20 protein-coding genes and 1 pseudogene are annotated in these 23,303 nt (G+C 72.9%); 10 read left to right on the top strand and 11 right to left on the bottom strand.

The window, feature by feature from the left end; genetic code table 11:
• The 5 genes and pseudogenes from ACIRB4_RS30605 to ACIRB4_RS30585 all read left to right on the top strand — a co-directional run.
• A pseudogene (locus tag ACIRB4_RS30605) lies at window positions 1-207 on the top strand (cyclase); the annotation flags it as partial.
• 176 nt (window positions 208-383) lie between these two features.
• The gene (locus tag ACIRB4_RS30600; protein ID WP_403295745.1) at window positions 384-2,147 is read left to right on the top strand and encodes a PP2C family protein-serine/threonine phosphatase; all 1,764 of its coding nucleotides are present in this window, start codon (window positions 384-386) and stop codon (window positions 2,145-2,147) included.
• Window positions 2,148-2,264: 117 nt separating this feature from the next.
• Entirely contained in the window at window positions 2,265-2,816 is a 552-nt protein-coding gene (locus tag ACIRB4_RS30595) for a 2Fe-2S iron-sulfur cluster-binding protein (protein WP_403295743.1), read from the top strand.
• Window positions 2,813-3,820, top strand: a complete 1,008-nt coding sequence (locus ACIRB4_RS30590) for an FAD binding domain-containing protein (RefSeq protein WP_403295741.1) — start codon at window positions 2,813-2,815, stop codon at window positions 3,818-3,820. The genes ACIRB4_RS30595 and ACIRB4_RS30590 overlap by 4 nt, the downstream gene beginning before the upstream one ends.
• Window positions 3,817-5,943 carry a xanthine dehydrogenase family protein molybdopterin-binding subunit gene (locus ACIRB4_RS30585; protein ID WP_403295740.1) on the top strand — a complete coding sequence of 709 codons (2,127 nt, stop codon included), beginning with the start codon at window positions 3,817-3,819 and terminating at the stop codon, window positions 5,941-5,943. Before ACIRB4_RS30590 ends, ACIRB4_RS30585 begins: the two co-directional genes overlap by 4 nt.
• Here ACIRB4_RS30585 and ACIRB4_RS30580 read toward each other — a convergent pair.
• The 7 genes from ACIRB4_RS30580 to ACIRB4_RS30550 all read right to left on the bottom strand — a co-directional run bounded on the left by ACIRB4_RS30580 (window position 5,933) and on the right by ACIRB4_RS30550 (window position 13,646).
• Window positions 5,933-6,994, bottom strand: a complete 1,062-nt coding sequence (locus ACIRB4_RS30580; protein WP_403295738.1) for a type III polyketide synthase — start codon at window positions 6,992-6,994, stop codon at window positions 5,933-5,935. The two genes, ACIRB4_RS30585 and ACIRB4_RS30580, sit on opposite strands and share 11 nt — an antisense overlap.
• A gap of 96 nt (window positions 6,995-7,090) precedes the next feature.
• Window positions 7,091-7,945: a helix-turn-helix domain-containing protein gene (locus ACIRB4_RS30575; protein ID WP_403295737.1), complete on the bottom strand. Its 855-nt coding sequence runs from the start codon at window positions 7,943-7,945 to the stop codon at window positions 7,091-7,093.
• Window positions 7,946-8,432: 487 nt separating this feature from the next.
• Window positions 8,433-9,128, bottom strand: coding sequence for a hypothetical protein (locus tag ACIRB4_RS30570; protein ID WP_403295736.1), 696 nt, complete (start codon window positions 9,126-9,128; stop codon window positions 8,433-8,435).
• A 185-nt stretch (window positions 9,129-9,313) separates the two neighbouring features.
• Window positions 9,314-10,339, bottom strand: a complete 1,026-nt coding sequence (locus tag ACIRB4_RS30565) for a LacI family DNA-binding transcriptional regulator (RefSeq protein WP_403295734.1) — start codon at window positions 10,337-10,339, stop codon at window positions 9,314-9,316.
• Window positions 10,340-10,363: 24 nt separating this feature from the next.
• Window positions 10,364-11,293, bottom strand: coding sequence for a carbohydrate ABC transporter permease (locus tag ACIRB4_RS30560; protein ID WP_403295733.1), 930 nt, complete (start codon window positions 11,291-11,293; stop codon window positions 10,364-10,366).
• Window positions 11,290-12,135: a carbohydrate ABC transporter permease gene (locus ACIRB4_RS30555; protein WP_403295751.1), complete on the bottom strand. Its 846-nt coding sequence runs from the start codon at window positions 12,133-12,135 to the stop codon at window positions 11,290-11,292. The genes ACIRB4_RS30560 and ACIRB4_RS30555 overlap by 4 nt, the downstream gene beginning before the upstream one ends.
• A 185-nt stretch (window positions 12,136-12,320) precedes the next feature.
• Complete coding sequence (locus ACIRB4_RS30550) at window positions 12,321-13,646, bottom strand: ABC transporter substrate-binding protein (protein WP_403295731.1); 1,326 nt, start codon at window positions 13,644-13,646, stop codon at window positions 12,321-12,323.
• Between the two features lie 207 nt (window positions 13,647-13,853).
• Here ACIRB4_RS30550 and ACIRB4_RS30545 point away from each other — a divergent pair, with 207 nt between their 5' ends.
• From ACIRB4_RS30545 to ACIRB4_RS30530, 4 genes are all read left to right on the top strand, one after another.
• The gene (locus ACIRB4_RS30545) at window positions 13,854-15,875 is read left to right on the top strand and encodes a beta-galactosidase (RefSeq protein ID WP_403295729.1); all 2,022 of its coding nucleotides are present in this window, start codon (window positions 13,854-13,856) and stop codon (window positions 15,873-15,875) included.
• 127 nt (window positions 15,876-16,002) lie between these two features.
• Window positions 16,003-17,592, top strand: coding sequence for an arabinogalactan endo-beta-1,4-galactanase (locus ACIRB4_RS30540; protein WP_403295727.1), 1,590 nt, complete (start codon window positions 16,003-16,005; stop codon window positions 17,590-17,592).
• Window positions 17,593-17,697: 105 nt separating this feature from the next.
• On the top strand, window positions 17,698-18,318 hold the full coding sequence (locus ACIRB4_RS30535) for an L-threonylcarbamoyladenylate synthase (protein WP_403295726.1): 621 nt from the start codon (window positions 17,698-17,700) through the stop codon (window positions 18,316-18,318).
• A gap of 138 nt (window positions 18,319-18,456) precedes the next feature.
• Entirely contained in the window at window positions 18,457-19,119 is a 663-nt protein-coding gene (locus tag ACIRB4_RS30530; RefSeq protein ID WP_403295724.1) for a lysophospholipid acyltransferase family protein, read from the top strand.
• A 46-nt stretch (window positions 19,120-19,165) separates the two neighbouring features.
• Here the strand turns inward: ACIRB4_RS30530 and ACIRB4_RS30525 are convergent, their stop codons facing one another.
• From ACIRB4_RS30525 to ACIRB4_RS30510, 4 genes are all read right to left on the bottom strand, one after another.
• A complete protein-coding gene (locus ACIRB4_RS30525) occupies window positions 19,166-19,384 on the bottom strand; it encodes a DUF6296 family protein (RefSeq protein ID WP_403295723.1) in 219 nt (72 codons plus the stop codon).
• Between the two features lie 140 nt (window positions 19,385-19,524).
• Window positions 19,525-20,541, bottom strand: coding sequence for an NAD(P)/FAD-dependent oxidoreductase (locus ACIRB4_RS30520; protein WP_403295722.1), 1,017 nt, complete (start codon window positions 20,539-20,541; stop codon window positions 19,525-19,527).
• Complete coding sequence (locus ACIRB4_RS30515) at window positions 20,538-21,113, bottom strand: isoprenylcysteine carboxyl methyltransferase family protein (protein WP_403295720.1); 576 nt, start codon at window positions 21,111-21,113, stop codon at window positions 20,538-20,540. The genes ACIRB4_RS30520 and ACIRB4_RS30515 overlap by 4 nt, the downstream gene beginning before the upstream one ends.
• A 12-nt stretch (window positions 21,114-21,125) precedes the next feature.
• The gene (locus ACIRB4_RS30510) at window positions 21,126-22,190 is read right to left on the bottom strand and encodes a type III polyketide synthase (RefSeq protein ID WP_403295718.1); all 1,065 of its coding nucleotides are present in this window, start codon (window positions 22,188-22,190) and stop codon (window positions 21,126-21,128) included.
• A 139-nt stretch (window positions 22,191-22,329) separates the two neighbouring features.
• On the opposite strand from ACIRB4_RS30510, the gene ACIRB4_RS30505 reads away from it, so the two are divergent.
• Window positions 22,330-23,205, top strand: a complete 876-nt coding sequence (locus ACIRB4_RS30505) for a UbiA family prenyltransferase (RefSeq protein ID WP_403295717.1) — start codon at window positions 22,330-22,332, stop codon at window positions 23,203-23,205.
• The last annotated feature ends 98 nt before the right edge of the window (window positions 23,206-23,303 follow it).

Genomic DNA, 23,303 nt, shown 5'->3' with positions numbered 1-23,303 from the left:
GTGCTGGACCGGCGGGTCAAGGGTGATCTGAAGCGGTTCAAGGGCTTCATCGAGGAACGCGGCACCGAGAGCGGCGGCTGGCGCGGCCGCATCACTCCCGGCGACGCCACCCAGGGCATGTCGGGCTCCGAGGGCTCGGCCCCCGGCCGCCCGGTGCCCGGCCCCGGCCCCCTGCCGGCCGACCCGGACGACATGCGCCACGGCTGATCGCACCACCGCGCCTGTCCCGGCTCCCCGCGCCCTACGGGGTCCCGGCGCGGGGAGCCGGGCCACACTGCGGTCCGCGGGGGGCGGTCGCGGCACCAGACCCACGCTTCCACGGAGGCCCGGGGGCGGCGACGCCCCCGGGCGCCGCACCACCCCCCACCGGCCAGAGGTGCGCCATGAACGTTCCCCTCCCCGACGACGTGTCCGAGCTCAAAGCGGTGATCGGACGCGAGATCGCCGCCCTCCGTGCCGACGTACGGCGCAAGACCGAGGCGCGCCAGCCGCCGCCGACGGCCCGGGACCGCGCGTCGCCCCTGCAGAGTCAGGGGATCCTGCCTCGTAAGCACGACGACGCCCTCACCACCTCCTGCCTGTGCGGCACCGGCGACGCGACCGGGAACACCGGGAACGCGGCCCTGATCGGGGAGGACCACGACCCGTGGTCGTGCGTCTGCGCCGCTCTGCCCGCCATCCCGGTGTCCGCCGCGCTGCTCACGCCCGTGCGGGACGACCACGGCGGGATCGTCGACTTCGTCATCCGGGCCGGGAACCACATCCGGTCGGTCGAGTGGCTGGAGGCGCCGGGCCACCAGGTGGGCCGGCGGTTCATGGAGGCACGGCCCGGCGCGGCCGCGAGCGGACTGCTCGGGGCGCTCGCCGACGTCCTGACCTCGGGGCGGCCCATGGACGGCCTGGTCGTGGACTACACGGAGGAACGGCTGGGCCGGCTCCACCGCGCCCAGCTGCTGTACTGCGCCGCGGCCTGCGGCGGCGAGCTGGTCGTCACCTGGCGCCCGGTCCGCAGCCAGGCCGAGCTGCTCACCCTGGACGCCCAGCACCTCGCGTCCATGGGGTGGGGGCACTGGGACCTGCTGTCGGGGCAGGTGACCTGGTCGGAGGGGCTGAGCCGGATCTTCCGTACGGAACTGCGCATGCCGTGGTCGCTGACGGAGCTGTGCGACGCGCTGCTGCCCGCCGACACGACGGCGTTCGCCGAGTTCATCACGGCCGTCCTCGCGGGTGAGGAACCGGCGTGGACGCGGATCCGGTTCCTGGTGCTCGGCGAGGTGCGCACGCTCGACCTGCTCGGGCGGCCGGTGGCGGGTACGGACGGCAGGCCCTGGGCCCTGCATCTGGTCGCCCGGGACCTCACCCCGCAGATGCGCAGCCGCCGCCGACTGGCGGAGACGGAACGCGAGACGGAGCGGCTGCGCCAGCAGGGGGAGGCGGAACGCCGTGTCGCCGCCTCCCTGCGCGAGGCGCTGCTGCCGACGCACTCGGAGCAGCTGGCCGCCGTGGGGCTCACCGTGGCCGCCGCGTACGAGCCGTCCGAACCGGACTCGGCGGTCGGTGGTGACTGGTACAAGTGCCGTCTGCTCCCGGACGGCCGGGTGCTGGTGGCGATGGGCGACGCCTGCGGCCACGGGCTCGACGCGGTGGCCCGCATGGCCCAGCAGCGCCACGCGCTGGCGGGACTCGCCCAGACCGGGGCCCCTGCCGGGGAGATCATGACGTGGCTGAACGAACTGGTGTGCAGCGACCCGTCGGGCCAGACGGCGACGGTGATCGCCGGCCACATCGACGGGGACCGGGTCCTGCACTGGGCCGACGCGGGGCACCCCGCGCCGCTGCTGCGGCGGGAGGGCCAGGCCTTCACGCTCACCACCGAGCAACGCGGGCCGCTGCTCGGAGCGTTGCCGGGGTACGCGTACGAGACGTCGGCGTACCAGCTGCTCAAGGGCGATCTGCTGCTGCTGTACACGGACGGCATGGTGGAGCGGCGGGGCGAGGACATCGGCGACGGCATCGAACGGCTCAGGAAGGCGCTGGGCGCGGCGGCGGGGCTGACGCCGCAGCAGACGATCGACCAGCTGGTCGCCGACCACGTCCGCTCGGGCCACGAGGACGACGCGTGTCTGCTGGCGATCCGGATCGACTGACATACGACCGGCGCCCGGGGGGGAAGAGAGATTTCGGTAATACGCCGTGAAAGCGAACGAAAGGTGAGGTGGGCGCCATGGACGGGATCGTGTTGCCGCGCGGCGTCGAGGCCGCCGATGCCTGAGGCAGGACTCCCCCGGGAGGCGGTCTCCGCCGTCGTCCTGCGCGTCAACGGGACCGAGCGGACGCTGCGGCTCGACAACCGCACCACGCTCCTGGACGCCCTGCGCGAGCATCTGGACCTGGTCGGCGCGAAGAAGGGGTGCGACCACGGACAGTGCGGCGCCTGCACCGTCCTCGTCGACGGCCGCCGCGCCAACAGCTGTCTGCTGTTCGCCGTGGCCTGCGACGGCTCGGAGATCACCACGGTGGAGGGCCTGAGCGACGGCGAGCGGCTGCATCCCGTGCAGGAGGCGTTCGTCGACCGGGACGCGCTGCAGTGCGGTTACTGCACACCGGGACAGATCTGCTCGGCCGTCGGCATGCTGGGCGAAGCCGCCGCGGGACACCCCTCGTACGTGACCCCGCCCGGCGTGGACCGCCTCCCCGGCGACGGCGCGGCCGCGCTCGACGCCCGGGAGATCCGCGAGCGCATGAGCGGCAACCTCTGCCGGTGCGGCGCCTACCCGAACATCGTCGACGCGATCGAGGAGGCCTCGGCGCCGTGAGGCCCTTCTCGTATCTGCGCGCCTCGACCGCCGAGGAGGCGCTCGAAGCGTTCGCCGCCCACCCCGGCGCCCAGTTCCTGGGCGGCGGGACCAATCTCGTGGATCTGATGAAGCTCGGCGTCGCCGCGCCGGAGTTCCTCATCGACGTCAGCCGGCTTCCACTGGACCGCATCGAGGAGACTCCCGACGGCGGTCTGCGCGTCGGGGCGGCCGTCCGCAACAGCGACCTGGCCGCCCACCCGATCGTCCGCACCCGCTACACCGCCCTGTCGCAGGCCCTGCTCTCGGGAGCCTCCGGGCAGTTGCGCAACACGGCGACGACCGGCGGGAACCTGCTCCAGCGCACCCGCTGCCCCTACTTCCAGGACCCGTCCAAGCCCTGCAACAAGCGGGAGCCGGGCACGGGCTGTCCCGCGCGCGAGGGCGCCCACCGCGATCTCGCGGTCCTCGGGCACTCCGCCCACTGCGTCGCCACCCACCCCTCGGACATGGCCGTCGCGCTGGCCGCCCTCGACGCCGTGGTCCATCTGCGTGACCTGCGGGGCGAGCGTACGGTCCCGGTGACGGACTTCCACCGCCTGCCCGGCGACCGGCCCGATCTGGACACGGTCGCGCGGCCGGGCGAGCTGATCACCGCCGTGAGCCTGCCGCCCCGCCCGGCGGCCGCGCCCAGCGGTTACCGCAAGGCCCGCGACCGCGCCTCGTACGCCTTCGCCCTCGCCTCGGTCGCCGCCGCGGTGCGCGTCGAGGACGGTGTCGTCGCTGACGCGTCGCTCGCCTTCGGAGGGCTCGCGCACCGGCCGTGGCGGGCCCGTGCGGCCGAGGACGTGCTGCGCGGGGCGCCCGCCACCGCGCGGACCTTCGCGCGCGCGGCCGACGCCGAACTCGCCGCGGCCGAACCGCTGCGCGACAACGCCTTCAAGGTGACGCTCGCCCGGAACCTCGCGGTCGGCGTCCTGAGCGACCTCGCGTCCCGAGCCGAAGGAGGCCGGCCCCCCACATGACCGACGCACCGACCCTCACCGAAGCCCCCCGGGCCCCCACGGCGTCGGGCAGCGCCGTGCCGCGCCGCGAAGCCCGGGAGAAGGTCATGGGCGCGGCCCGTTACGCGGCCGAACACACCCCGCCGGACTGCGCCTACGCGTGGCCGGTGCCCGCCACGGTCGCGCGCGGCCGGGTCACGGCCGTCCACGCCGACGAGGCGCTGGCACTGCCCGGCGTCCTCACCGTCCTCACGCACACGAACGCGCCGCGCCTGGGCCCGTCCGACGACCCCACGCTCGCGCTGCTCCAGAACGACCGGGTGCCCCACCGCGGCTGGTACGTCGCCCTCGTCGTGGCGGACTCGCCGGAGAACGCCCGCGCCGCCGCCCAGACGCTGCGCGTCACGTACGAGACCGAGGAGCACGATGTGCGGCTGACCGCCGGCCATCCGCGCCTCTACACCCCGCAGGACGCCGACGACGGCGTTCCGGCCGTACGCGAAAGGGGCGACTTCGACGCGGCCTTCGCCTCCGCCGAGATCCGCGTCGACGCCACGTACACCATGCCGGCGTTGCACAACCATCCGATGGAACCGCACGCCTCCACCGCGTGGTGGGACGGCGACCGGCTGACCGTCCACGACTCGAGTCAGGGCTCGACCACCGTACGGGACACCCTCGCGGGCCTCTTCGGCCTGCCGAAGGAGGCGGTCACCGTCATGTCCGAGCACGTCGGCGGGGGTTTCGGCTCCAAGGGCACGCCGCGCCCCCAGGTGGTGCTGGCCGCGATGGCCGCCCGCCGCACCGGTCGCCCGGTCAAACTGGTGCTCCCCCGCCACCATCTCGCCGCCGTCGTCGGCCACCGTGCCCCCACCGTGCAGCGCGTACGGATCGGGGCGGGCCCCGACGGTGTCATCACGGCGCTCGGCCACGAGGTCGTCACGCAGACGTCCAGGGTCAAGGAGTTCGTCGAGCAGGCCGCCGTCCCCGCTCGCACCATGTACACCTCGCCGGCAAGCCGCACGGCCCACCGGGTGGTGGCGCTCGACGTGCCGTCCCCCTCGTGGATGCGCGCTCCCGGTGAGGCGTCGGGGATGTACGCCCTGGAGTCCGCGATGGACGAACTCGCGGTCGCCACCGGGGTCGACCCGGTGGAGCTGCGCCTGCGCAACGAACCGGAGACCGAACCGGACAGCGGACGGCCCTTCAGCAGCCGGCACCTCGTCGAATGCCTCCGGGAGGGGGCGCGGCGCTTCGGCTGGGAGCACCGCGATCCCCGACCCGGCGTGCGCCGGGACGGGGACCTGCTCCTCGGTACGGGAGTGGCCTCGGCCACCTACCCCGTCCTCCTCAGCCCCTCCACCGCGACCGCGCACGCCGCTCCCGACGGCACGTACACCGTCCGGCTCAACGCCACCGACATCGGCACCGGCGCGCGCACCGTTCTCGCGCAGATCGCCGCCGAAGCGCTGGGCACCGGCCCGGAGTCGGTCCGGGTGGACCTCGGCAGCAGCGCGCTGCCCGACGCGCCGCTCGCCGGGGGCTCCTCGGGCACCGCGTCCTGGGGCTGGTCCGTGCACAAGGCGTGCACCGCCCTCACCGAGAAGCTCCGCGCGCACCCGGGCGGGCTGCCGGCCGAGGGCGTCTCCGCCTCGGCGGACACCGAGGAGGAGGCGGGCCGGGAGTCGCCCTACGCGCGCCACGCCTTCGGCGCGCACTTCGCGGAGGTCCAGGTCGACACCGTGACCGGCGAGGTCCGCGTACGCCGTCTCCTCGGTGTGTACGCCGCCGGGCGCATCCTCAACCCCCGTACGGCGCGCTCCCAGTTCATCGGCGGGATGACGATGGGGATCGGCATGGCCCTGACCGAGGGCAGCGGCATGGACGAGGTCTTCGGGGACTTCACGGAGCGTGATCTGGCGTCGTACCACGTCCCCTCGTGTGCGGACGTGCCCGCGATCGAGGCGCACTGGATCGAGGAGCACGATCCCCATCTCAACCCGATGGGGAGCAAGGGCATCGGTGAGATCGGCATCGTGGGCACGGCCGCCGCCCTGGCGAACGCGGTCCATCACGCGGTGGGTGTGCGGCTGCGGGATCTGCCCCTGACCCCGGACCGGCTCCTGCCGCACCTCACTCCCTGAGAAACCGTCCGTGCACGGCGGCGGCCGTGAAGCCGGGGCCGAAGCCGATCAGGATGCCCTCGGCGCCGTGCGCGGGCGGGGCGTCGAACGTGCGGGCCAGGACGTCGAGGACGGCCGAGCCGCCGAGGTTTCCGACTTCGGCGAGGGAGGCCCAGGAGTGTGTCAGGTCGCCGGTGGCCGGGTCGGGATCCAGACCGAGACCGTGGGCGGCGTCGGTCAGGATCCGGGGCCCGCCGGGGTGTACGACGGCGAAGTCGAGCGGGCGTCCGTCGAGCCACGTGGTGATCTCGGGCAGGCAGTCGTTCAGGGCGCGGGTGGCGGCGGTGGTGGAGTCGAAGGCGAGTCCCGCCGCGGAGAGGCGGCCCTGGTAGCGGTCGATGCTGTCGGGCAGGACGTACTCGAGAGCGTCGTCCAGACGGACGCCCGGCCCCGACCAGCGGGGTGTACCGGTGGCGACGACGGCCCCGGAGCCGTCACCGAACAGGGTCTTGTAGATCATCGACTCGCGGCTCGTGTCCGCGTGGTTGTACGTGGCGGTGGACAGGCACTCGGCCACGACGACGAGGACGTTGGCCCCGGGGTGGGCGGTGATGTCCCGATGGGCGTGGACCAGCGCCTGCGCCCCGCCCGCGCAGCCCAGGGTCCCCATCGGGACCCTGCGTATGCCGGGTCTGAGGCCCAGTTCGTGGAGGAGGTGGATGTCCAGGGAGGGCACGGTCCAGGAGGTGGTGTGGCTGGTGACGACGCAGTCGATGTCCTCCGGCTCCAGACCGGCGTGGGCCAGGGCCTGGCGGCCGGAGGCGATGGCGAGTCGGAGGGCGTCCTCATAGGCGGCGCGGTTGCGTTCCTCGATCGGCGCGGTGCCCGAGACGGTGGGTGCGGACAGGGGGCGGGTGAAGTGCCGGGTCTTGACGGTCGTCGCGCGGGCCATCCGCAGATACGACTCCAGGCGTGGCAGATCGGGGTGGGCGCGGCGGATGTCGTCGCACAACTCGTCGGTGCTGACGACGTGTTCGGGCAGGGCGATGGCGGGACGGGCGAGGTAGGTCACGGTCGACTCCCTGGAGGACGGGCAGGCGTACGGGCACGTGGGCGAGGGTGCGGGCTCGCCGGCGGGCGCGGCGGGATGCGCGGACGGAGGAGCGGTTCAGGACCGCAGCGGCGCGGTGAGCACGGGGTGGCGTTCGGTGAGGGACGCGCCGGGGGTGTAGAGCAGGAGCATGACGCGGGCGCCGGGCGAGGTGACGGGCTCGGAGACGCAGGTGGTGACCCAACCGGGGCCGTGGACGGCGTGGTTGATCGGCCGCTCGGATCCGTCCGGGTACGGGACGGGGGCGCTGGCGGTCTCCCGGTAGAGGGGGCCGGCGACCGGGTCCCGCAGCACCTCGGCCTCCAGCCGGGCGAGGGCGGTGTTGTGGGGCCGCATCTCCACGGCGTGGCGCAGCTGGGGCATGACGAGGGGGGCCCAGCGGGTGTCCCAGTCGATGAGGACCTCGGCGCGGGCGAGGGGGTCGAGCAGCATCCAGCGCATGGTGTTGGCGGGCGGCCGGCTGCCGGGGAAGAGGTGGCGGTACTCCTGGTTGTGGGCGAGGACGTTCCACTCGGCGTCGTTGATGTAGGCGAGGGCGCCGGTGATCTGGTCGACGACCCGTTGCCAGACCCCGGGCACGGACATGCCCGAGTCCCGGTGCAGGGTGAAGGGCGGGTTCTCGCGGCGGGCCAGCCGCCAGAGGAAGGTCCACTCCTGCTCGTTGAGCCGGAGCGCCTTGGCGACCGCCCGGAGGAAGTCGCTGCTGGGGTTGGCCAGTTGGCCGTTCTCGAACCGGTTGTAGGTGCCGGGAGCGCGTTTCAGCAGTTCGTCCATCTGCTCCTGGGAGAGTCCCGCCGCGCGTCGCCCGGGCCCGGCCGTCCGTGGCGGGAAGCCCGCGGAGACCGGATCGATCGCCGCCCGGCGCTCGACGAGGAGTTGCTTCAACGGCGGGCGGGCGGTTGCGACTTTCACGGGGACACACCTTCGCTCGTTCGGACACCGGCGGCAGCGGTCCACGCGGCACACGTGGTCGCCGCGCTGCGGCGGTGGCTGGACGGAGCAATTATCTGCATCGCCGCTCCCTGGAAATCCCACCCCCCGAGGGACGAGACTCTGGGGGACCGCGGCCGGTGTCGACAATCGCCATGACGTAGCGTCCTCGGCACCAGCCGTAGCGGGCACACCAGAACGGCATCCCCCTGTCATCTGGTCCCGCGATGGGCCCCGGGCGGCACCCTCGCCGCCTCGGGCCTCGGCGGCCCACGCAGCACCCTCGCTGCCGGGTCACCGGCTCAGGCGGCACCCTCGCCCCTGGGCCACCAGCCGGCCCGGGCCGCACCCCCGCCCCCGGGCCGGCCACCGGCCATGAACCGGCCCCGGCGCACGAGATGCGCCGGGGCCGGTCCCCGTCGAGCGGTCATGCCATCAGGCCGTCATGCGGTCGTGCGGCGGGGCGGGGTCAGCTCGTCACCGTGATCTGCCGGCTCGGGTCCGTGGTGTCGGTGATCCGGTAGGTGGCGGTGAAGGTGGCCGACTGATTGCCCGTGGGGCAGAAGAAGCCGCCGGTCACGGTGGCCGGGACGGGGGCGTCGGCGATCGCCAGTGCGGAGGGCGCGCCGTTGGTCCAGGTTCCGCCGACGGCGGTGGGTCCGCCCGGCGCGGCGGTGATGGTGCAGCTGGCCAGGCCGCTGGTCCTGAGCACGACCCCGCCCTTCGGCATGGTCAGCGCGGCGGAGACGGGGATGCCGTGCTGGGCGGAGAGCGACCAGGCGCCGTTGGTGGAGTTGCTGGTGACGGTCACGTTCACACCGCTGATGTTGGTGGTGCAGCCGCTGAAGGTCGGCGGGTTGATGGTGGCGCCGACCGGGCCCGCCGCGTTGTGGTTGCCGGGCGCGGCCGGGATCGTGTTGTTGGCCCCGGTCGTCGGCGTCGAGGCGGAGACCGTGCAGGTCATGGTGGTCGATCCAGCCGTGAAGGTGGCCTTGCCGGTCAGCTCGGCGGCGAACGAGTGCCCGGCCGGGGACACGGTGGTCGAGGAAGCCGACCCCTCCCCGGCGTTGGCGGTGGTGGCGCCGACGAGAGCGAGGGCCGCGGCGGTCGCGAGACCGGTCGCCGCCGCGAAAAGGGGGCGCGTGCGTGACGTGGCGATGGACATGGGGATCTCCTCGGACGGTAGATCGATGGTGGGGGGTGCGAGGAGGTGCGGAGGTGTGCGGGTGGTGCGCACGTGCGTGGGGGGTGGGGGTGGTGCGGCGCTGCCGTGCGAAGTGACTAGAGAGTAGGACCGGCCGGTAGGGGTGTCCAGGTTCGCTTTACGCCACTTGGGGGAGGTGCGAGCGGTCAGGCCGATTCGCGGCGCACCAGTTCCGTGGGGAGGATGACCGCGGCCGGTTCCTCGCCGCCGATCCGGGCGAGCAGCATCCGTACCATCTCGGTGCTGATCCGGTCCCACGGCTGACGGATCGTCGTGAGCGGCGGACGGGACGACAGCGCGGCCGGCGAGTCGTCGAAGCCGCCCACGGCGACGTCGTCGGGGACCCGCCGTCCGGCCCGGGCCAGGGCGTCGAGGACGCCCTGGGCCATCAGGTCGGACGCCACGAACACCGCGTCGACGTCCGGTGCGCGTTCGAGGAGCAGGGCGCCGGCCGCCTCGCCGCTCGCGCGGCTGTAGTCGCCGGTCACGATCAGGTTCTCGTCGACGGGCAGTCCGCATTCGGCCAGTGTCTCGCGGTAGCCGGCGAGCCGCTCGACGCCGCCGGGGGTGTCGGGCGGGCCGGCGACGGTGGCGATCCGGCGGCGCCCGGAGCCGTGGAGGTGGCGCACCATGTCCCGCGCTCCGTCGCGGTCGTCGGCGGCGACGTAGCCGACCTTCGCGGTCTGGCCCAGCGGCTTGCCGCAGGCGACCACCGGCACGCCCGCCTCGTGCAGCCGGGCCACCACGGGGTCGCCGGAGTGGCTGGAGACCAGGAGCACTCCGTCGACGTGTCCGGCCTCGATGTAGCGCAGATTCCGCCGCCGTTCGTCCTCGGTGCCCGCGATCATCAGCAGCAGCGGGATGTCCCGGGCGGCGAGCGCCTGGGTGCAGGCCCGCAGCAGCACGTTGAAGTTGGGGTCCTCGAAGAACCGCTCCTGGGGCTCGGTCAGGAGGAAGGCGACCGAGTCGGACTTGCCGGTGATCAGCGAGCGGGCGTGCCGGTTGACGACGTATCCCGTCCTTCGGATCGCGGCGTCGACAGCCGCCTTCGCCGTGGGGCTGACGTAGTGACCGCCGTTGAGGACGCGGGAGACGGTCCCGCGCGAGACGCCGGCCTCGCGCGCCACGTCGTGGATCGTCACGGGGCGACGCCTGCTCGCTGCTGTGCTCATGTCTTTTCCCCTCGTTCCCTGCTGTCAGGACTTTACGGCGCCCGACAACAGGTCGAGGCTCCAGAAGCGTTGGATGACCAGGAACAAGGCGATGAGGGGCACGATCGCGAGGAGCGCGCCGGTGATCACCAGGGTGTAGAGCGAGGGCTGGCCTGCGCCCTGCTTGAGCAGGGTGAACAGGCCCACGGTCATGGGGAACTTCTCGTCGTCGCCGAGCATGATGAAGGGCAGGAGGAAGTTGTTCCAGATGGCCACGAACTGGAAGAGGAAGATCGTCACCAGGCCGGGGGACATCATCGGGGCGGCGATCCGCAGGAAGATCCGCCACTCCCCCGCGCCGTCCATCCGGCCGGCCTCGACCAGCTCCATGGGGATGGCCGCCTCGGCGTAGATCCGACCGAGGTAGACGCCGTACGGGGAGAGGATCAGCGGCAGCAGGACGGAGAGGCGGTTGTCCGTCATGTCGGCCTGTGCCAGCAGCAGGTACTGCGGGATGGCCAGGATCACCGGGGGCATGAGCACGCCGGTGAGGATCACGTTGAAGAATGCCTCGCGGCCGGGGAAGCGGTACACCGCGAGGGCGTAGCCGGCGAGCGCCGACACGATCGTGGAGAGCACGGCGCCCAGGCCCGCGTAGAACAGGGAGTTGCCCATCCAGCGCCAGTAGATGCCGTCGCGGTACGCGCTCAGGTCGGCGAGGTTGTCGCCGAAGCCGTCGCCCGGCAGGAAGGTGGAGGTGGAGAAGAGGTCGGCGCCGGACTTGGTGGAGGCCACCAGGACCCAGGCGACGGGCAGCAGGCAGTAGAGCGCACCAAGGATCAGTGCGGCGGTCGGCAGCAGGGCGACGCGGCGCGGGCGCGCCGGGCCCGGGGAGACGCCGGGGGCGGCGCCGGGGTTACGGCCGGTGGCCGTGGCCTCCTTGCCCGGCTGCGGCGGGGCGGCGAGCCCGCTCATCGGCTTGCTCCTTGCTTCGTACGGCGGTTGGCGGCCCGGAGGAGGGCGAAGGACAGCAGGAAGGTCGCCACGGCGAGGACCACGGCGGTGGCCGAGGCGGCGTGGATGTTGCCGCCGACGAAGGCGTCGGTGAAGACCTTCATCAGCGGGCTCCAGGTGGTGGGGATGCCGTTGGTGAGGGGCCTGAGCGTGGTGGGCTCGTTGAAGACCTGGAGCGTGGCGATGATCGAGAAGAAGAACGTCAGGACCAGTGAGGGGGCCACCATCGGGATCTTGATGCGCAGGGCGATCTGGAGCTGCGAGCAGCCGTCGAGCCTGGCGGCCTCGTGGACCTCGGCGGGGATGGACCGCAGCGAGGTGTAGATCACGATCATGTTGAAGCCGGTGCCGCCCCAGACCGCGATGTTCGCCATGGCGCCGTAGAGCGGCCCGCCGTCCATCAGGTCCGGCCGCGGCAGCCCGAGGGCGTCGAGCAGATGGAAGAACGGGCTCACGTCCGGCAGGTACAGGAAGCCCCACAGGAGGGCGGCGATCACGCCGGGGATGGCGTAGGGCAGGAAGATCGCGAGCCTGGAGAAGGAGCGGGCCCGTACCCGGTCGGTGTCGAGGAGCAGGGCGAACAGCAGGGCGAGGCCGAGCATGACGGGCACGACGATCGCGCCGTAGCCGAGGATGCGCAGGGCGCTCGCGCCGAGTTCGGGGTCGGTGAGGGCGGCGGTGTAGTTCTCCAGGCCGGCCCAGACCTCGCTCCTGGCTCCCTTGCCCAGGCCGAGCCCCTTGACCTCGATCTTGTGGAAGCTGAGCCAGATCGCGTACCCGATGGGCAGGGCGAAGAAGAGCAGGAAGAGGACGGCGGCCGGGAGGAGGAAGAGGTAGGGGGCGCCGCGGGTCCGCCCGGGGCGGCCGGTGGGCGAGGGAGAGTCGCGGGGTGCGCTTGGCGCTCCGTTGAGGGTGGTGGTGGGCGACGGGTGGGCGTACGGGGCCGCCTCGGCCCCGTACGACCGGCGCACGCCCGTGGTGGGCTGCGTCACGGGGCGACCTCGAAGCCCTGCTTCTTCAGGTCGGCGACGGTGGCGGCCTGCATGGCGGTCAGGGCGTCGCCGAAGCGGGCCTTGGTCTTCGCCTTGGCGGCCTTGCCGAACTCGTCCTTGAAGAAGGTGTAGGCCACGTTCACGTTCGGGCCCCAGGCGGCGGGCGCGGTGGTCTTGGCTATCGACGCGGCCCGGGCGTAGAAGTCGGGCTGGTTGGCGAAGAAGTCCGGGGCCTTGGCGAGCGCTCCGCCGGTCTGGGCGGCGGTGGCGGCCGGGTAGATGCCGGCCTCCTTCACCAGCGCGGCGAGCGCCTCGGGGTCGGTGTTGAGCCAGGTGGCGAACTCGGCGGCGGCGGCCTTGTGCTTGGAGTCGGTGGTGACGGCGGTGGTGGAACCGCCCCAGCTGCCGGTGGCGGGCTTGGTGGTGTCCCACTGGGGCAGCGGGGCCATCGCCCACTTGCCCTTGGTGTCGGGGGCGGCGGTGGTGAGGGTGCCCGGCGCCCAGACGGCGCTGACCCAGCCGATCTGCTGCCCGGTGTTGAGGGCCTTGTTCCAGGCGGGGGTGTACATCGGCTGGTTGTCGATGACGCCCTCCTCGACGAGGCCGCCCCAGAAGTCGGCGACCTTCCGGGTGGCCGGGTCGTCGATGCCGACCTTCCACTTCTGGCCCTCGGTGGTCCACCACCGGGCGCCGGCCTGCTGGGCGAGGCCGGCGAAGAGGCCGGAGTCGTTGGAGGAGAAGGTCGTCAGCGCCTTGTCGGGGGCCTTGGCCTTGAGCGCCTTGGCGGTGGCGGCGAACTCGTCCCAGGTGGTGGGCACCTTCAGGCCGTACTGCTGGAAGAGGTCGGTGCGGTAGTAGAACATCATCGGGCCCGAGTCCTGGGGCACGGCGTAGACGGCGTCACCGCCGAGCGTGGTCTGCTGCCACAGGCCCGGGGCGAACTCGTCCTTGACGTCGCCGACTTCCTCGGAGATGTCGGCGAGCGCGTCGTTGCTCACCAGCGTGGGCAGGGCCTGGAACTCGGCCTGCACGAGGTCGGGGGCCTGGTGGGCCTTGGACGCCGTGATGATCTTCGTCACCAGGTCGTCGCCGGACGCCTGCTTCTGGACCGTGACCTTGATGTCCGGGTGCTTCCGGTTCCAGAGGGCGGCCACCTTGTCCATGTTGGGCGCCCAGGCCCAGTAGGTGAGCGAGACGGGACCGGAATGGGCCTGCTCGCCGTCCTCGGACGAGCCGCAGGCGGTGAGCACGGTCGCGCCGAGGGCGACTGCGGTCGCGGTGGCGGCGACGGCGACAAAGCGGTGGCGCAAAACGATGGGCATGGAGCCTCTCCCCTGACGAGCGGCCCTCCCTCATGGGAAGACCGGCCATGCATCTGTGAGCGTTCACAGTAGAGAAACGTTCCGGACACTTGTCAATGGTTGTTCCTGTGCGGTTATGTTGCGTTGCGCCGTCGAGACGCGGTGTGTGTACGTTCACAGCCCCTCAGGTTCCAACGCCTTGACGTTCCCACGTTCCAGGAGAGATTCATGCCGGAGACCACTCCCCACGGCCTGCGCCGGCTCGCCTTCGGCGGGGACTACAACCCCGAACAGTGGCCGGAAAGCGTCTGGCAGGAGGATGTCCGGCTGATGCGCGAGGCCGGGGTCACCATGGTGAGCGTCGGGATCTTCTCCTGGGCCCTGCTCGAACCGGAACCGGGCTCGTACACCTTCGGCTGGCTCGACCGCGTCCTGGACCTGCTGCACGCGAACGGGATCCGCGTCGACCTCGGTACGCCCACGGTGGCGCCGCCCGCCTGGTTCTACCGCGCCCACCCCGAGGCCCTGCCGGTGACCCGCGAGGGCGTGCGGTACGCCTTCGGCTCACGCGGGGCGATCTGCCACAGCTCCCCCGCGTACCGCGAGGCCGCCGCGCGGATCACCACCGAGCTCGCCCGGCGCTACGGCACCCACCCCGCCCTCGCCCTCTGGCACGTGCACAACGAGTACGGCGTCCCGGTCAGCGCCTGCTACTGCGACACCTGCGCCGCCCACTTCCGCCGCTGGCTCGACACCGCCCACGGATCGGTCGAGGCCGTCAACGACGCCTGGGGCACGGCCTTCTGGGGCCAGCGCTACGCCTCGTACGAGGAGATCGACCCGCCCCGCCTCACGCCCACCGTCGGCAACCCGGCCCAACAGCTCGACTACCGCCGCTTCGCCGACGCCACCCTGCGCGAGAACTTCGTCCGCGAGCGCGACATCCTGCACCGGCTCGCCCCCGGCATCCCGGTCACCACCAACTTCATGACCGCGCTGAGCCAGTGCGACTCGCTCGACTACTGGTCCTGGGGCCGCGAGGTCGACCTCGTCACCAACGACCACTATCTGATCACCGACGGGCGCCGCACCCACGTCAACCTGGCCATGGCCGCCGACCTCACCCGCTCGGTGGCCGGCGGCGCCCCCTGGCTGCTGCTCGAACACTCCACGTCCGGTGTCAGCTGGCAGCCCCGCAACCCCGCCAAGCGGCCCGGCGAGATGGCCCGCAACTCCCTCGCCCACGTCGCGCGCGGCTCCGAGGGCGCCATGTTCTTCCAGTGGCGCCAGTCCCGGCGGGGCGCCGAGAAGTTCCACTCCTCGATGGTGCCGCACGCCGGCACCGACTCCCGGATCTGGCGCGAGGTCGTGGCGCTCGGCGCCGACCTCGGCACACTGGCCGAGGTACGCGGTACGCGGACCGTCCCGGACGCCGCCATGGTCTGGGACTGGCAGTCCTGGTGGGCGCAGGGCCTGGAGTGGCGTCCCAGCGAGGACCACGACGCCCGGGAGCGGGCCGACAGCTTCTACGAAAGCCTCTACGACCGGCATCTGACCGTCGACTTCGCCCACCCGGAGGCCGACCTGTCGGCCTACCCCCTGGTCGTCGTCCCGGCGCTCTACCTCGTCACCGAGGCCGCCGGGCTCAATCTGCGGTCGTACGTCGAGAACGGCGGCACCCTCGTCGTCTCGTACTTCTCCGGGATCGTCGACGAGCACGACGCCGTGCACCCCGGCGCCTACCCGGGCGCGCTGCGCGACGTCCTCGGTCTGACCGTCGAGGAGTGGTCGCCGCTCGGCGCGGGCGAGAGCGTACGGATCACCGGCCCGGCCGGTGATTCCCTGCCCGCCGACGTGTGGACCGAGTTCGTCGTGCCGCGCGGAGCAGAGACCGTCTGGACCTACGCGGACGGCCCGGCGGTCGGGCGCCCCGCCGTCACCCGCCACCGCCTCGGCCGGGGCACCGCCTGGTACGTCTCCACCCGGCTGGACGCCACGGCGCTGGACACCGTCCTCCGCGCCGCCTGCGAGGACGCCGGCATCGACTCCCGTGACACGCTCCCCCGCGACGTCGAGGTCGTGCGCCGCTCCGGCGAGAGCGGCGACTACCTGTTCGTGCTCAACCACACCGCCGACGAAGCCAAGGTGCCGCTGGACGCCCCCGGCACCGAACTCCTCGGCGGGGAACGCGCCGACGGGCAGCTGGCCGTCCCGGCGGGCGCGGTCCGCGTCGTACGGCTGGACGCCTGACCCCACCGGACTCCCCGGGCGCGGCCGTGCCACGCGGCCGCCCCCGGGTGCAGGGCACCACCTCCCTCTCCCTCCACCGTCGAAGGGACCGACGATGTACGTCGCACCACGCACCCCGCGCACACGTATGGCAGGTACACGCAGAACCGGGCACGGCCTCCGCCTGCTGCGGGCGGCCGCCGCCGCCTCGCTCGCCACTCTGCTCCTCGCCGCGCTGCCGGCCCCGCAGGCGCGGGCCGCCGCCACGCTCACCAACGCCGGATTCGAGAGCGACGGCGTCGGCACCGCGACTCCGTCGGGCTGGTCCACCTACTCGGCGGCGGGCCAGAACGCCGCCTCGTTCACCGAGTCCGGCGGACGCGGCGGCGGTCACCGCCTGACCCACTGGTCGTCGTCCGCGTACAAGGTGGAGACGTACCAGTACCTGTCGGGGCTGGCCGACGGCCCCTACACGCTCAGCGCCTGGGTGCGTTCGAGCGGCGGACAGAACTCCGCGTACCTCGCCCTGCGCAACTGCGGCTCGGCCGAACAGCGCACGGATCTTCCGCCCACCCCCGACGGTGCCTGGATACGTCTGGTGACGTCGGTCGCGGTGACCGGCGGCCAGTGCACGATCAGCGTCAACTCCGATGCTGGAGCCGGGAACTGGATCAACGTCGACGACCTCTCCCTCACCTCCGGCAGGACCGGGCTCGCGGTGAAGGGCGTCGACGTCTCCACGCTGAAGAAGAGCGAGGACCTCGGTGGCACCTACCGTACGAGCGGCGGCACCACCGGTGACGCCCTGTCCATCCTGAAGTCGGCGGGCGCCAACTACGGACGGCTCAAGGTGTGGGTGAACCCGGCCGACGGCTACAACGACAAGGCCCGGGTGCTGTCGACCGCCAAGCGCATCAAGGCCCAGGGCATGAAGGTCCTGGTCGACTTCCACTACTCCGACATCTGGGCCGACCCGGGCGCCCAGACCAAGCCGGCCGCCTGGGCGGGCCACTCCTACAGTCAGCTCACCACGTACGTGTACCAGCACACGTACGACGTCCTCAACGCCCTCAAGGCCCAGGGCACGACCGCCGACATGGTGCAGATCGGCAACGAGATCAACACCGGCATGCTGTGGCCGGAGGGCTCCACGAACAACTGGTCCCAGCTCGCCGGTCTGCTGAAGTCCGGCGCCTCCGCCGCAAAGGCGGTCTCCTCCACCACGCAGATCGCCCTCCACCTGGCCCACGGCGGTGACAACGCCCTGTACCGCTGGTGGTTCGACAACGCGAAGGCGCAGGGCGTCGCGTACGACGTGATCGCCCTGTCCTTCTACGGCTACTGGCACGGGCCGCTCTCCTCGCTGCAGGCCAACCTCGACGACATCTCGGCCCGTTACGGCAAGCGGGTCCTGGTCGTCGAGACCGCGTACCCCTTCCGGCTGGACAGCGAGGACGGCCACGAGAACATCATCGACACCACCGCGGAACTGGTTCCCGGCTACCCGGCGAGCACCGCGGGTCAGGCGGCGTGGCTGCGGGATGTGATGAACGTGGTCGAGGCCGTGCCGAACGGCCGGGGCCTCGGTGTCGTGTACTGGGAGCCCACCTGGACCGCCGTCCCGGGCAACGGCTGGGATCCGGCCGATCCCTCCTCCGGCAACGGCTGGGAGAACCAGGCCCTCTTCGACTACGACAGCAGGCTGCTGCCGGCCGCGGGCTGGCTGAACCACCGCTGACGGGCGGGGCGGGGGGGACGGCACCATCCCCCGCCCCTGCCACACACCGACGTCCCACGTCAACGGGGCGACGGGGCGGGACACCCGGTCCCCTAGACTCGGCGGATGGCGAAGTACTTCGACGTCCACCCCGACAATCCTCAGCCGCGCACGATCGGCGCCGTGGCCGACAGCATCCGCTCCGGCGCGCTCGTCGCCTACCCGACGGACTCCTGCTACGCACTGGGGTGCCGTGTGGGCAGTCGCGACGGCATCAGCCGCATCAGGTCCATCCGGAACCTCGACGACCGTCACCACTTCACCCTGGTCTGCGAGAGCTTCGCGCAGCTGGGCCAGTACGTGCACATCGACAACAACGTCTTCCGCGCGATCAAGGCGGCCACGCCCGGCAGTTACACCTTCATCCTGCCCGCGACGAAGGAGGTGCCGCGCCAGCTGCTGCATCCGAAGAAGAAGACCGTCGGCGTCCGGATCCCCGACCACGTCGTCGCCCAGTCGCTCCTCGCCGAACTCGGCGAGCCCCTGCTCTCCAGCACGCTGCTGCTGCCCGACGAGACCGACCCGCTGACCCAGGGCTGGGAGATCAAGGAACGGCTCGACCACGTCGTCGACGCCGTCCTCGACTCCGGTGACTGCGGGACCGAGCCGACCACCGTCATCGACTTCTCCGGTGACGGGGTGGAGATCGTACGCAGAGGAGCGGGCGACACCACGCCCTTCGAGTAGGCGCCCCGCCGCTCCCGCTCCCCGCCCGACGGCCCGCTGGGTACGTCGGGCGGGCCGGTTGAGTACCGGTACTCACGCCCGCCGGCCGTCCCGGACCGACGATGGTGCCCACCACCGCCGAGTCCAGGAGAACCGCCCATGCTCAGCCGCATCGCCGACGTCCTGGTGCCCGCCGTGGGCCGTCTGACCGTCACCGCCGACGCCGGTGCCGCGTTCGCTCCCGGCAGCGTCATCGCCGCCAACCACACCTCGCTCGCCGATCCGGCCGTCGTCCTGGCGGCGCTGCGCCGCCTCGGCGTCGAACCGGTCGTCCTGGCGACCGCCGGCCTGTGGCGGATCCCGCTGTTCGGGCGGGCGCTGGCCCGGGAGGGGCACATTCCCGTCCACCGCGGGGACCGTCGGGCCGCCGACTCCCTGTCCGGCGCGGCCGAGGCCCTCTCCCGGGGCCGGATCGTCCTCATCTACGGCGAGGGCGGGCTCCCGCGGCGCCGGGACGCGGGAGAAGCCGCCCCCGAGCCCTTCCGCAGCGGGCTCGCGCGGCTCGTTCAGCACACCGGAGCACCGCTCGTCCCCCTCGGCCAGGCAGGTGCCCGCCGCATCACCTCCGGCAGCCGGACGAAGCAGGTCGCGGGTCTCGTGACCGCCCCGCTGCGCCGCCCCGGTCTCCATGTCCACATCGGGGCTCCGGTCGTGCTGACGGGCGACGGCACCGATCGGACCGCGCACGCCCACGCGGCGGTGACGGCGGCCTGGCGGACCGCCGCCGAACGTCTGGGCGAGCCGGTCGTCCCGGCCGCCTGACGGGCGCGTCAAGACGCCCGGGCGGGGCGGGCGGACGATCCGGTGCTCAGGGCAAGGGGGTCGCGCGTGAGGGGACGTCGTGGCGCTGGTGGCCGCCGCTGGCCACCATCCGGACCTGGCCCTCGTCGTTGATCTCGGCCTGGACGATGCCGGTCTCGTCGGCGTACACGGGGTGCCCACCCGCGCCCGTCCGGTCGGTGCGGGTGACCACGATGGAGTCGCCCGAGACCGGAAATGTCAGCTCGTAGCGTTCGACGCTTCCCATGCGCCCCTTTATACCGATCCGGGACACCGAAGCGCGCACGTGCCAGGAGACTTTGCGACACCCGCCCGATAAACCGGTCATTCGGAGCCTTCCGGCCCGGCCGAGGGTTCGTCCTCCTCGATCGCCGAGGCCGGCGCCGGCTACTGCAGGGCGTGCACCGCCGCCCGGAACAGCACCGGTACGCGGCGGGCCGTGGGGACGATCAGGCGCGAGCCGGCGGCGTGCCGGGTCGCACGCAGGAGCGCCTCGGTGAGCAGCCGGTGGCGGCGCGTCAGGCGTGCCCAGTGGGCGGGGTAGTCCTCGGGCCGTCCCACGGCGAGGCAGGCGACGGCCGCGGTGGCCGTGGCGGTCGCCAGGGCGATGCCCTCTCCGGTCAGCGCGTCGACATAGCCGGCCGCGTCACCGATCAGCAGGACGCGTCCGGCCCGCCGGCTCCGTGCCCGCGCACGCAGCGGTCCCGCTCCGCGAACGGGACCCGCCTCCCGTCCTCGCAGTGCGGCGGCGAGGGCGGGAAAGGCCGCCAGGTGCTCGTCGTACGGGCGGCGGTCCCGGCTGAGCACGGCGACTCCCACCAGGCCGTCACCGACCGGTGTCACGTACGCCTCGGCGTGGCGGGACCAGTGCACCTCCACGAAGTCCGTCCACGGCGCGATCCGGTAGTGGCGGCGCATGCCGTAGCGCCGGGGCGCGCTTCCGGCGAGATCGAGGCCGAGGTACCGCCGCACGGGTGAGTGCAGGCCGTCGGCGGCGATCAGCCAGCGCGCCGTCATTCCGGCGGCGCTGACCGTGTCGTGGTCCTGGTGGATCCCGCCCACCTTTCCGGGCAGGAGGCGGACTCCGAGCTCCACGGCCCGTCGGTGCAGGGCCGTGTGGAGCGCGAGCCTCCGTACCCCGAGCCCGTGGCCGTCGCGGAAGGCGGCCTGCGCGGTGTGCGTGCCGTCGGTGTACCGGATTCCGCGCAGCTCGTGGCCGGGCGGGCGGGTCACGCCCAGCTCGTCTAGCGCCGCCACGCCGCTGGGCATGATCCCCTCACCGCAGGCCTTGTCGACGGGGTAGGCCCGTGGTTCGACGACGACCGCCTCCATGCCCGCCCGGGCGGCCTGGATCGCGGCCGCCAGGCCGGCGGGGCCGCCGCCCGCCACGAGGACGTCGATCACGCCCGTACGTCCGCTCCGTCGATCGTGCCGGTCGCGCCTGTCGGGCGGGCGGCGCCGTCGGGGTGCCCGACGCTGGCCAGCGCTCGGTCCTCGCAGCGGATGCGGACGGCCATGAGGACGGTGTTGAGCAGGGTGAAGGCCGTCGCCGTGGCCCATGCGCCGTGGACCAGCGGCAGCGCCAGTCCTTCGGCGGCGACGGCGACGTAGTTGGGGTGGCGCGACCACCGGTACGGCCCGCCGGTGACGAGGGGCAGCCCCGGAACGACGATGACACGGGTGTTCCAGCGGTGTCCGAGCGTACGAACGCACCACCAGCGCAGCGCCTGCGCCGCGAGGACGACGGCCACCATGGTCCACCCGAGCCACGGGGTGAACGGGCGGTCGCCCAGGGCGACTTCGGCGAGACAGCCCGCCAGCAGGCCGGTGTGCAGGGCGACCATCGCCGGGTAGTGGCCGCGGCCGCACTCCGTGCCGCCCCTGGCCATGCTCCAGCGGGTGTTGCGCCGTGCGACGGCGAGTTCGGCGAGGCGTTCCACCGCGACGGCCAGTACCAGGCCGGTGTACCAGATCATGTGTCCTCCGTCCTACCAGCGCAGCAGCACCAGTTCGCAGCAGAACCCCGGGCCCATGGCCATGAGGAGTCCGGGGGTTCCCGGCTCGGGCCGCCGCTGTTCCAGCGTGTCCCTGAGGACGTGCAGCACCGACGAGGAGGAGAGGTTCCCCACCTCGGCGAGCGAGCGCCAGGTGATGTCGAGGGCGCCTTCGGGCAGTTCGAGCACCTCGGTGACGGTGTCCAGGACCTTGGGGCCGCCCGGGTGGCAGACCCAGTGCGCGATGTCCTTCGGTTTGAGGCCGTGCTCCCCCAGGAACTCCCCGACATCGTCGGCGAGATAGCGGCGGACGACATCGGGCACGCGGGGATCGAGGACGACCTTGAAGCCCGAGTCACGGATCTCCCAGCCCATCACGCCCTCGCTGTCCGGATACATCCGGCTGCGGGTGGCCACGATCTCCGGTCCGGTCGGCGGGCTGGGCACGGCGCGGTGGCCGCCGGTGGCGACGACGGCCGCGGCGCCGTCGCCGAAGAGTGCGGTCGCCACCAGGTTGGCGGGCGAGGCGTCCTCGCCCTGGAAGGTGAGGGAGCAAAGTTCGACCGAGAGGAGGACGGCCACGTGGTCGGGCCAGCCGCGGAGGTAGTCGTGCAGCCGGGCCACGCCGGCGGCGCCCGCGACACAGCCCAGGCCGAAGACGGGGATGCGTTTGACGTCGGGGCGCAGGCCGAGGCGGCCGACGAGCCGGGCGTCGACGGAGGGCGCGGCCACTCCGGTGACGGAGGTGAACATCAGCAGGTCGACGTCGGCGGGCCGCAGCCCCGCGTCCCGCAGCCCGCCGCGCAGCGCCCGCGCCCCGAGGTCGACGGCCGCGTCGATGAACACGTCGTTGGCCGCTCCGAAGCCGTCGAGTGCGCCGTAGCGCTCCAGGGGGAGCACCGTGTGCCGGGTGTCCACGCGCGCGTTGCGGTGGAGCCGGTCCAGGACCCGCCGGTCGGCGCCCGGGGGAAGACAGGTGCGCGCCACCATCTCGGTCACGTCGCGCTGCGGGTGGCGGTGGGGCGGGACGACGCCGTGCACGGCTGCGATCCGGGTCATCCCGACTCCTGGGAGGGAGGCGTCATGGGCGCCATCCTGCCCCCGGCAGCGGGATGAAGGGCGCATATCGCTCGCGCGTCCGCCGTGTTCAGCCGTGTTTGTCGAAGTTCCTCCGGGTCCGGCCCCCTACGATCGGCCGATGGACACCGTGGAGCGACCGAGGAGGCGCGGCGTTTCGGCGTCGCGGCCGCTCGGCCGGGTGGCGGCTCTGGTGCTGTCGTGCCACCCCGGGCCGGTGGCGGCGGTCTCCGCGATGACCGTCGCGCTCTGCGTCGGCGCGGGGCTGAGTCCCGCGCGCTGCTTCCTCGTCGGGTGCGCGGTGCTGACCGGGCAGCTCTCGGTCGGCTGGTGCAACGACGCCGTCGACGCCCGGCGCGACGCCCAGGTCGGCCGCCGGGGCAAGCCGGCGGCCGGCGGTGCGGTGTCCCCCCGCGAGGTGTGGGGCGCCGCGTTCACCGCGCTCGTCCTGTGTGTGCCGCTGTCCCTGGCGTGCGGCGCTCTCGCCGGTACGGTGCACCTGGCCGCGGTCGCCGCCGCCTGGCTGTACAACGTACGGCTGAAAGCGACCGCGCTGTCCTGGCTGCCGTACGTGATCGGCTTCGGTGGTCTGCCTGCGGTCGTCACCCTGAGCCTGCCCGGCCACCCGTGGCCCGCCTGGTGGGCCATGACCGCCGGGGCCCTGCTGGGCGTCGCGGCCCATCTGGCGGACGCGCTCCCGGACATCGCCGACGACGAGGTGACCGGTGTCCGTGGACTGCCGCACCGGCTGGGGGTCGCCGGCACCCGGCTGGCGCTGCCGGTCCCGCTGACGGCGGCGTCCGCGGTGCTGCTCCTGGGCCCCGGGGGCGCGGCGTTCGACGGTCCTCGGATGACGGTCCTCGTGGGCGTGGCCCTCGTCGGTTTCGCCGGACCGCTCCTGGGCCGGTACTGGCGCAAGGCGGCGTTCGCGGGGGCGGTGTGCGTGGCCGCGGCGGATCTGGCGCTGCTCCTGGCGCGCGGGAACACGCTCGTGTGACGGGGACACGCTCGTGTGACGTCCCAGGGGGCGGCCCCACCGGAAGGGGATCGGTGGGGCCGCTCCCGGGGGGCCTCAGGGAGTCGCAGACCAGGCGA

The sequence above is a fragment of the Streptomyces sp. NPDC093600 genome (genome assembly GCF_044764755.1).
Lineage (GTDB): Bacteria > Actinomycetota > Actinomycetes > Streptomycetales > Streptomycetaceae > Streptomyces.
This window is presented reverse-complemented; position numbering and strand designations above follow the sequence as displayed.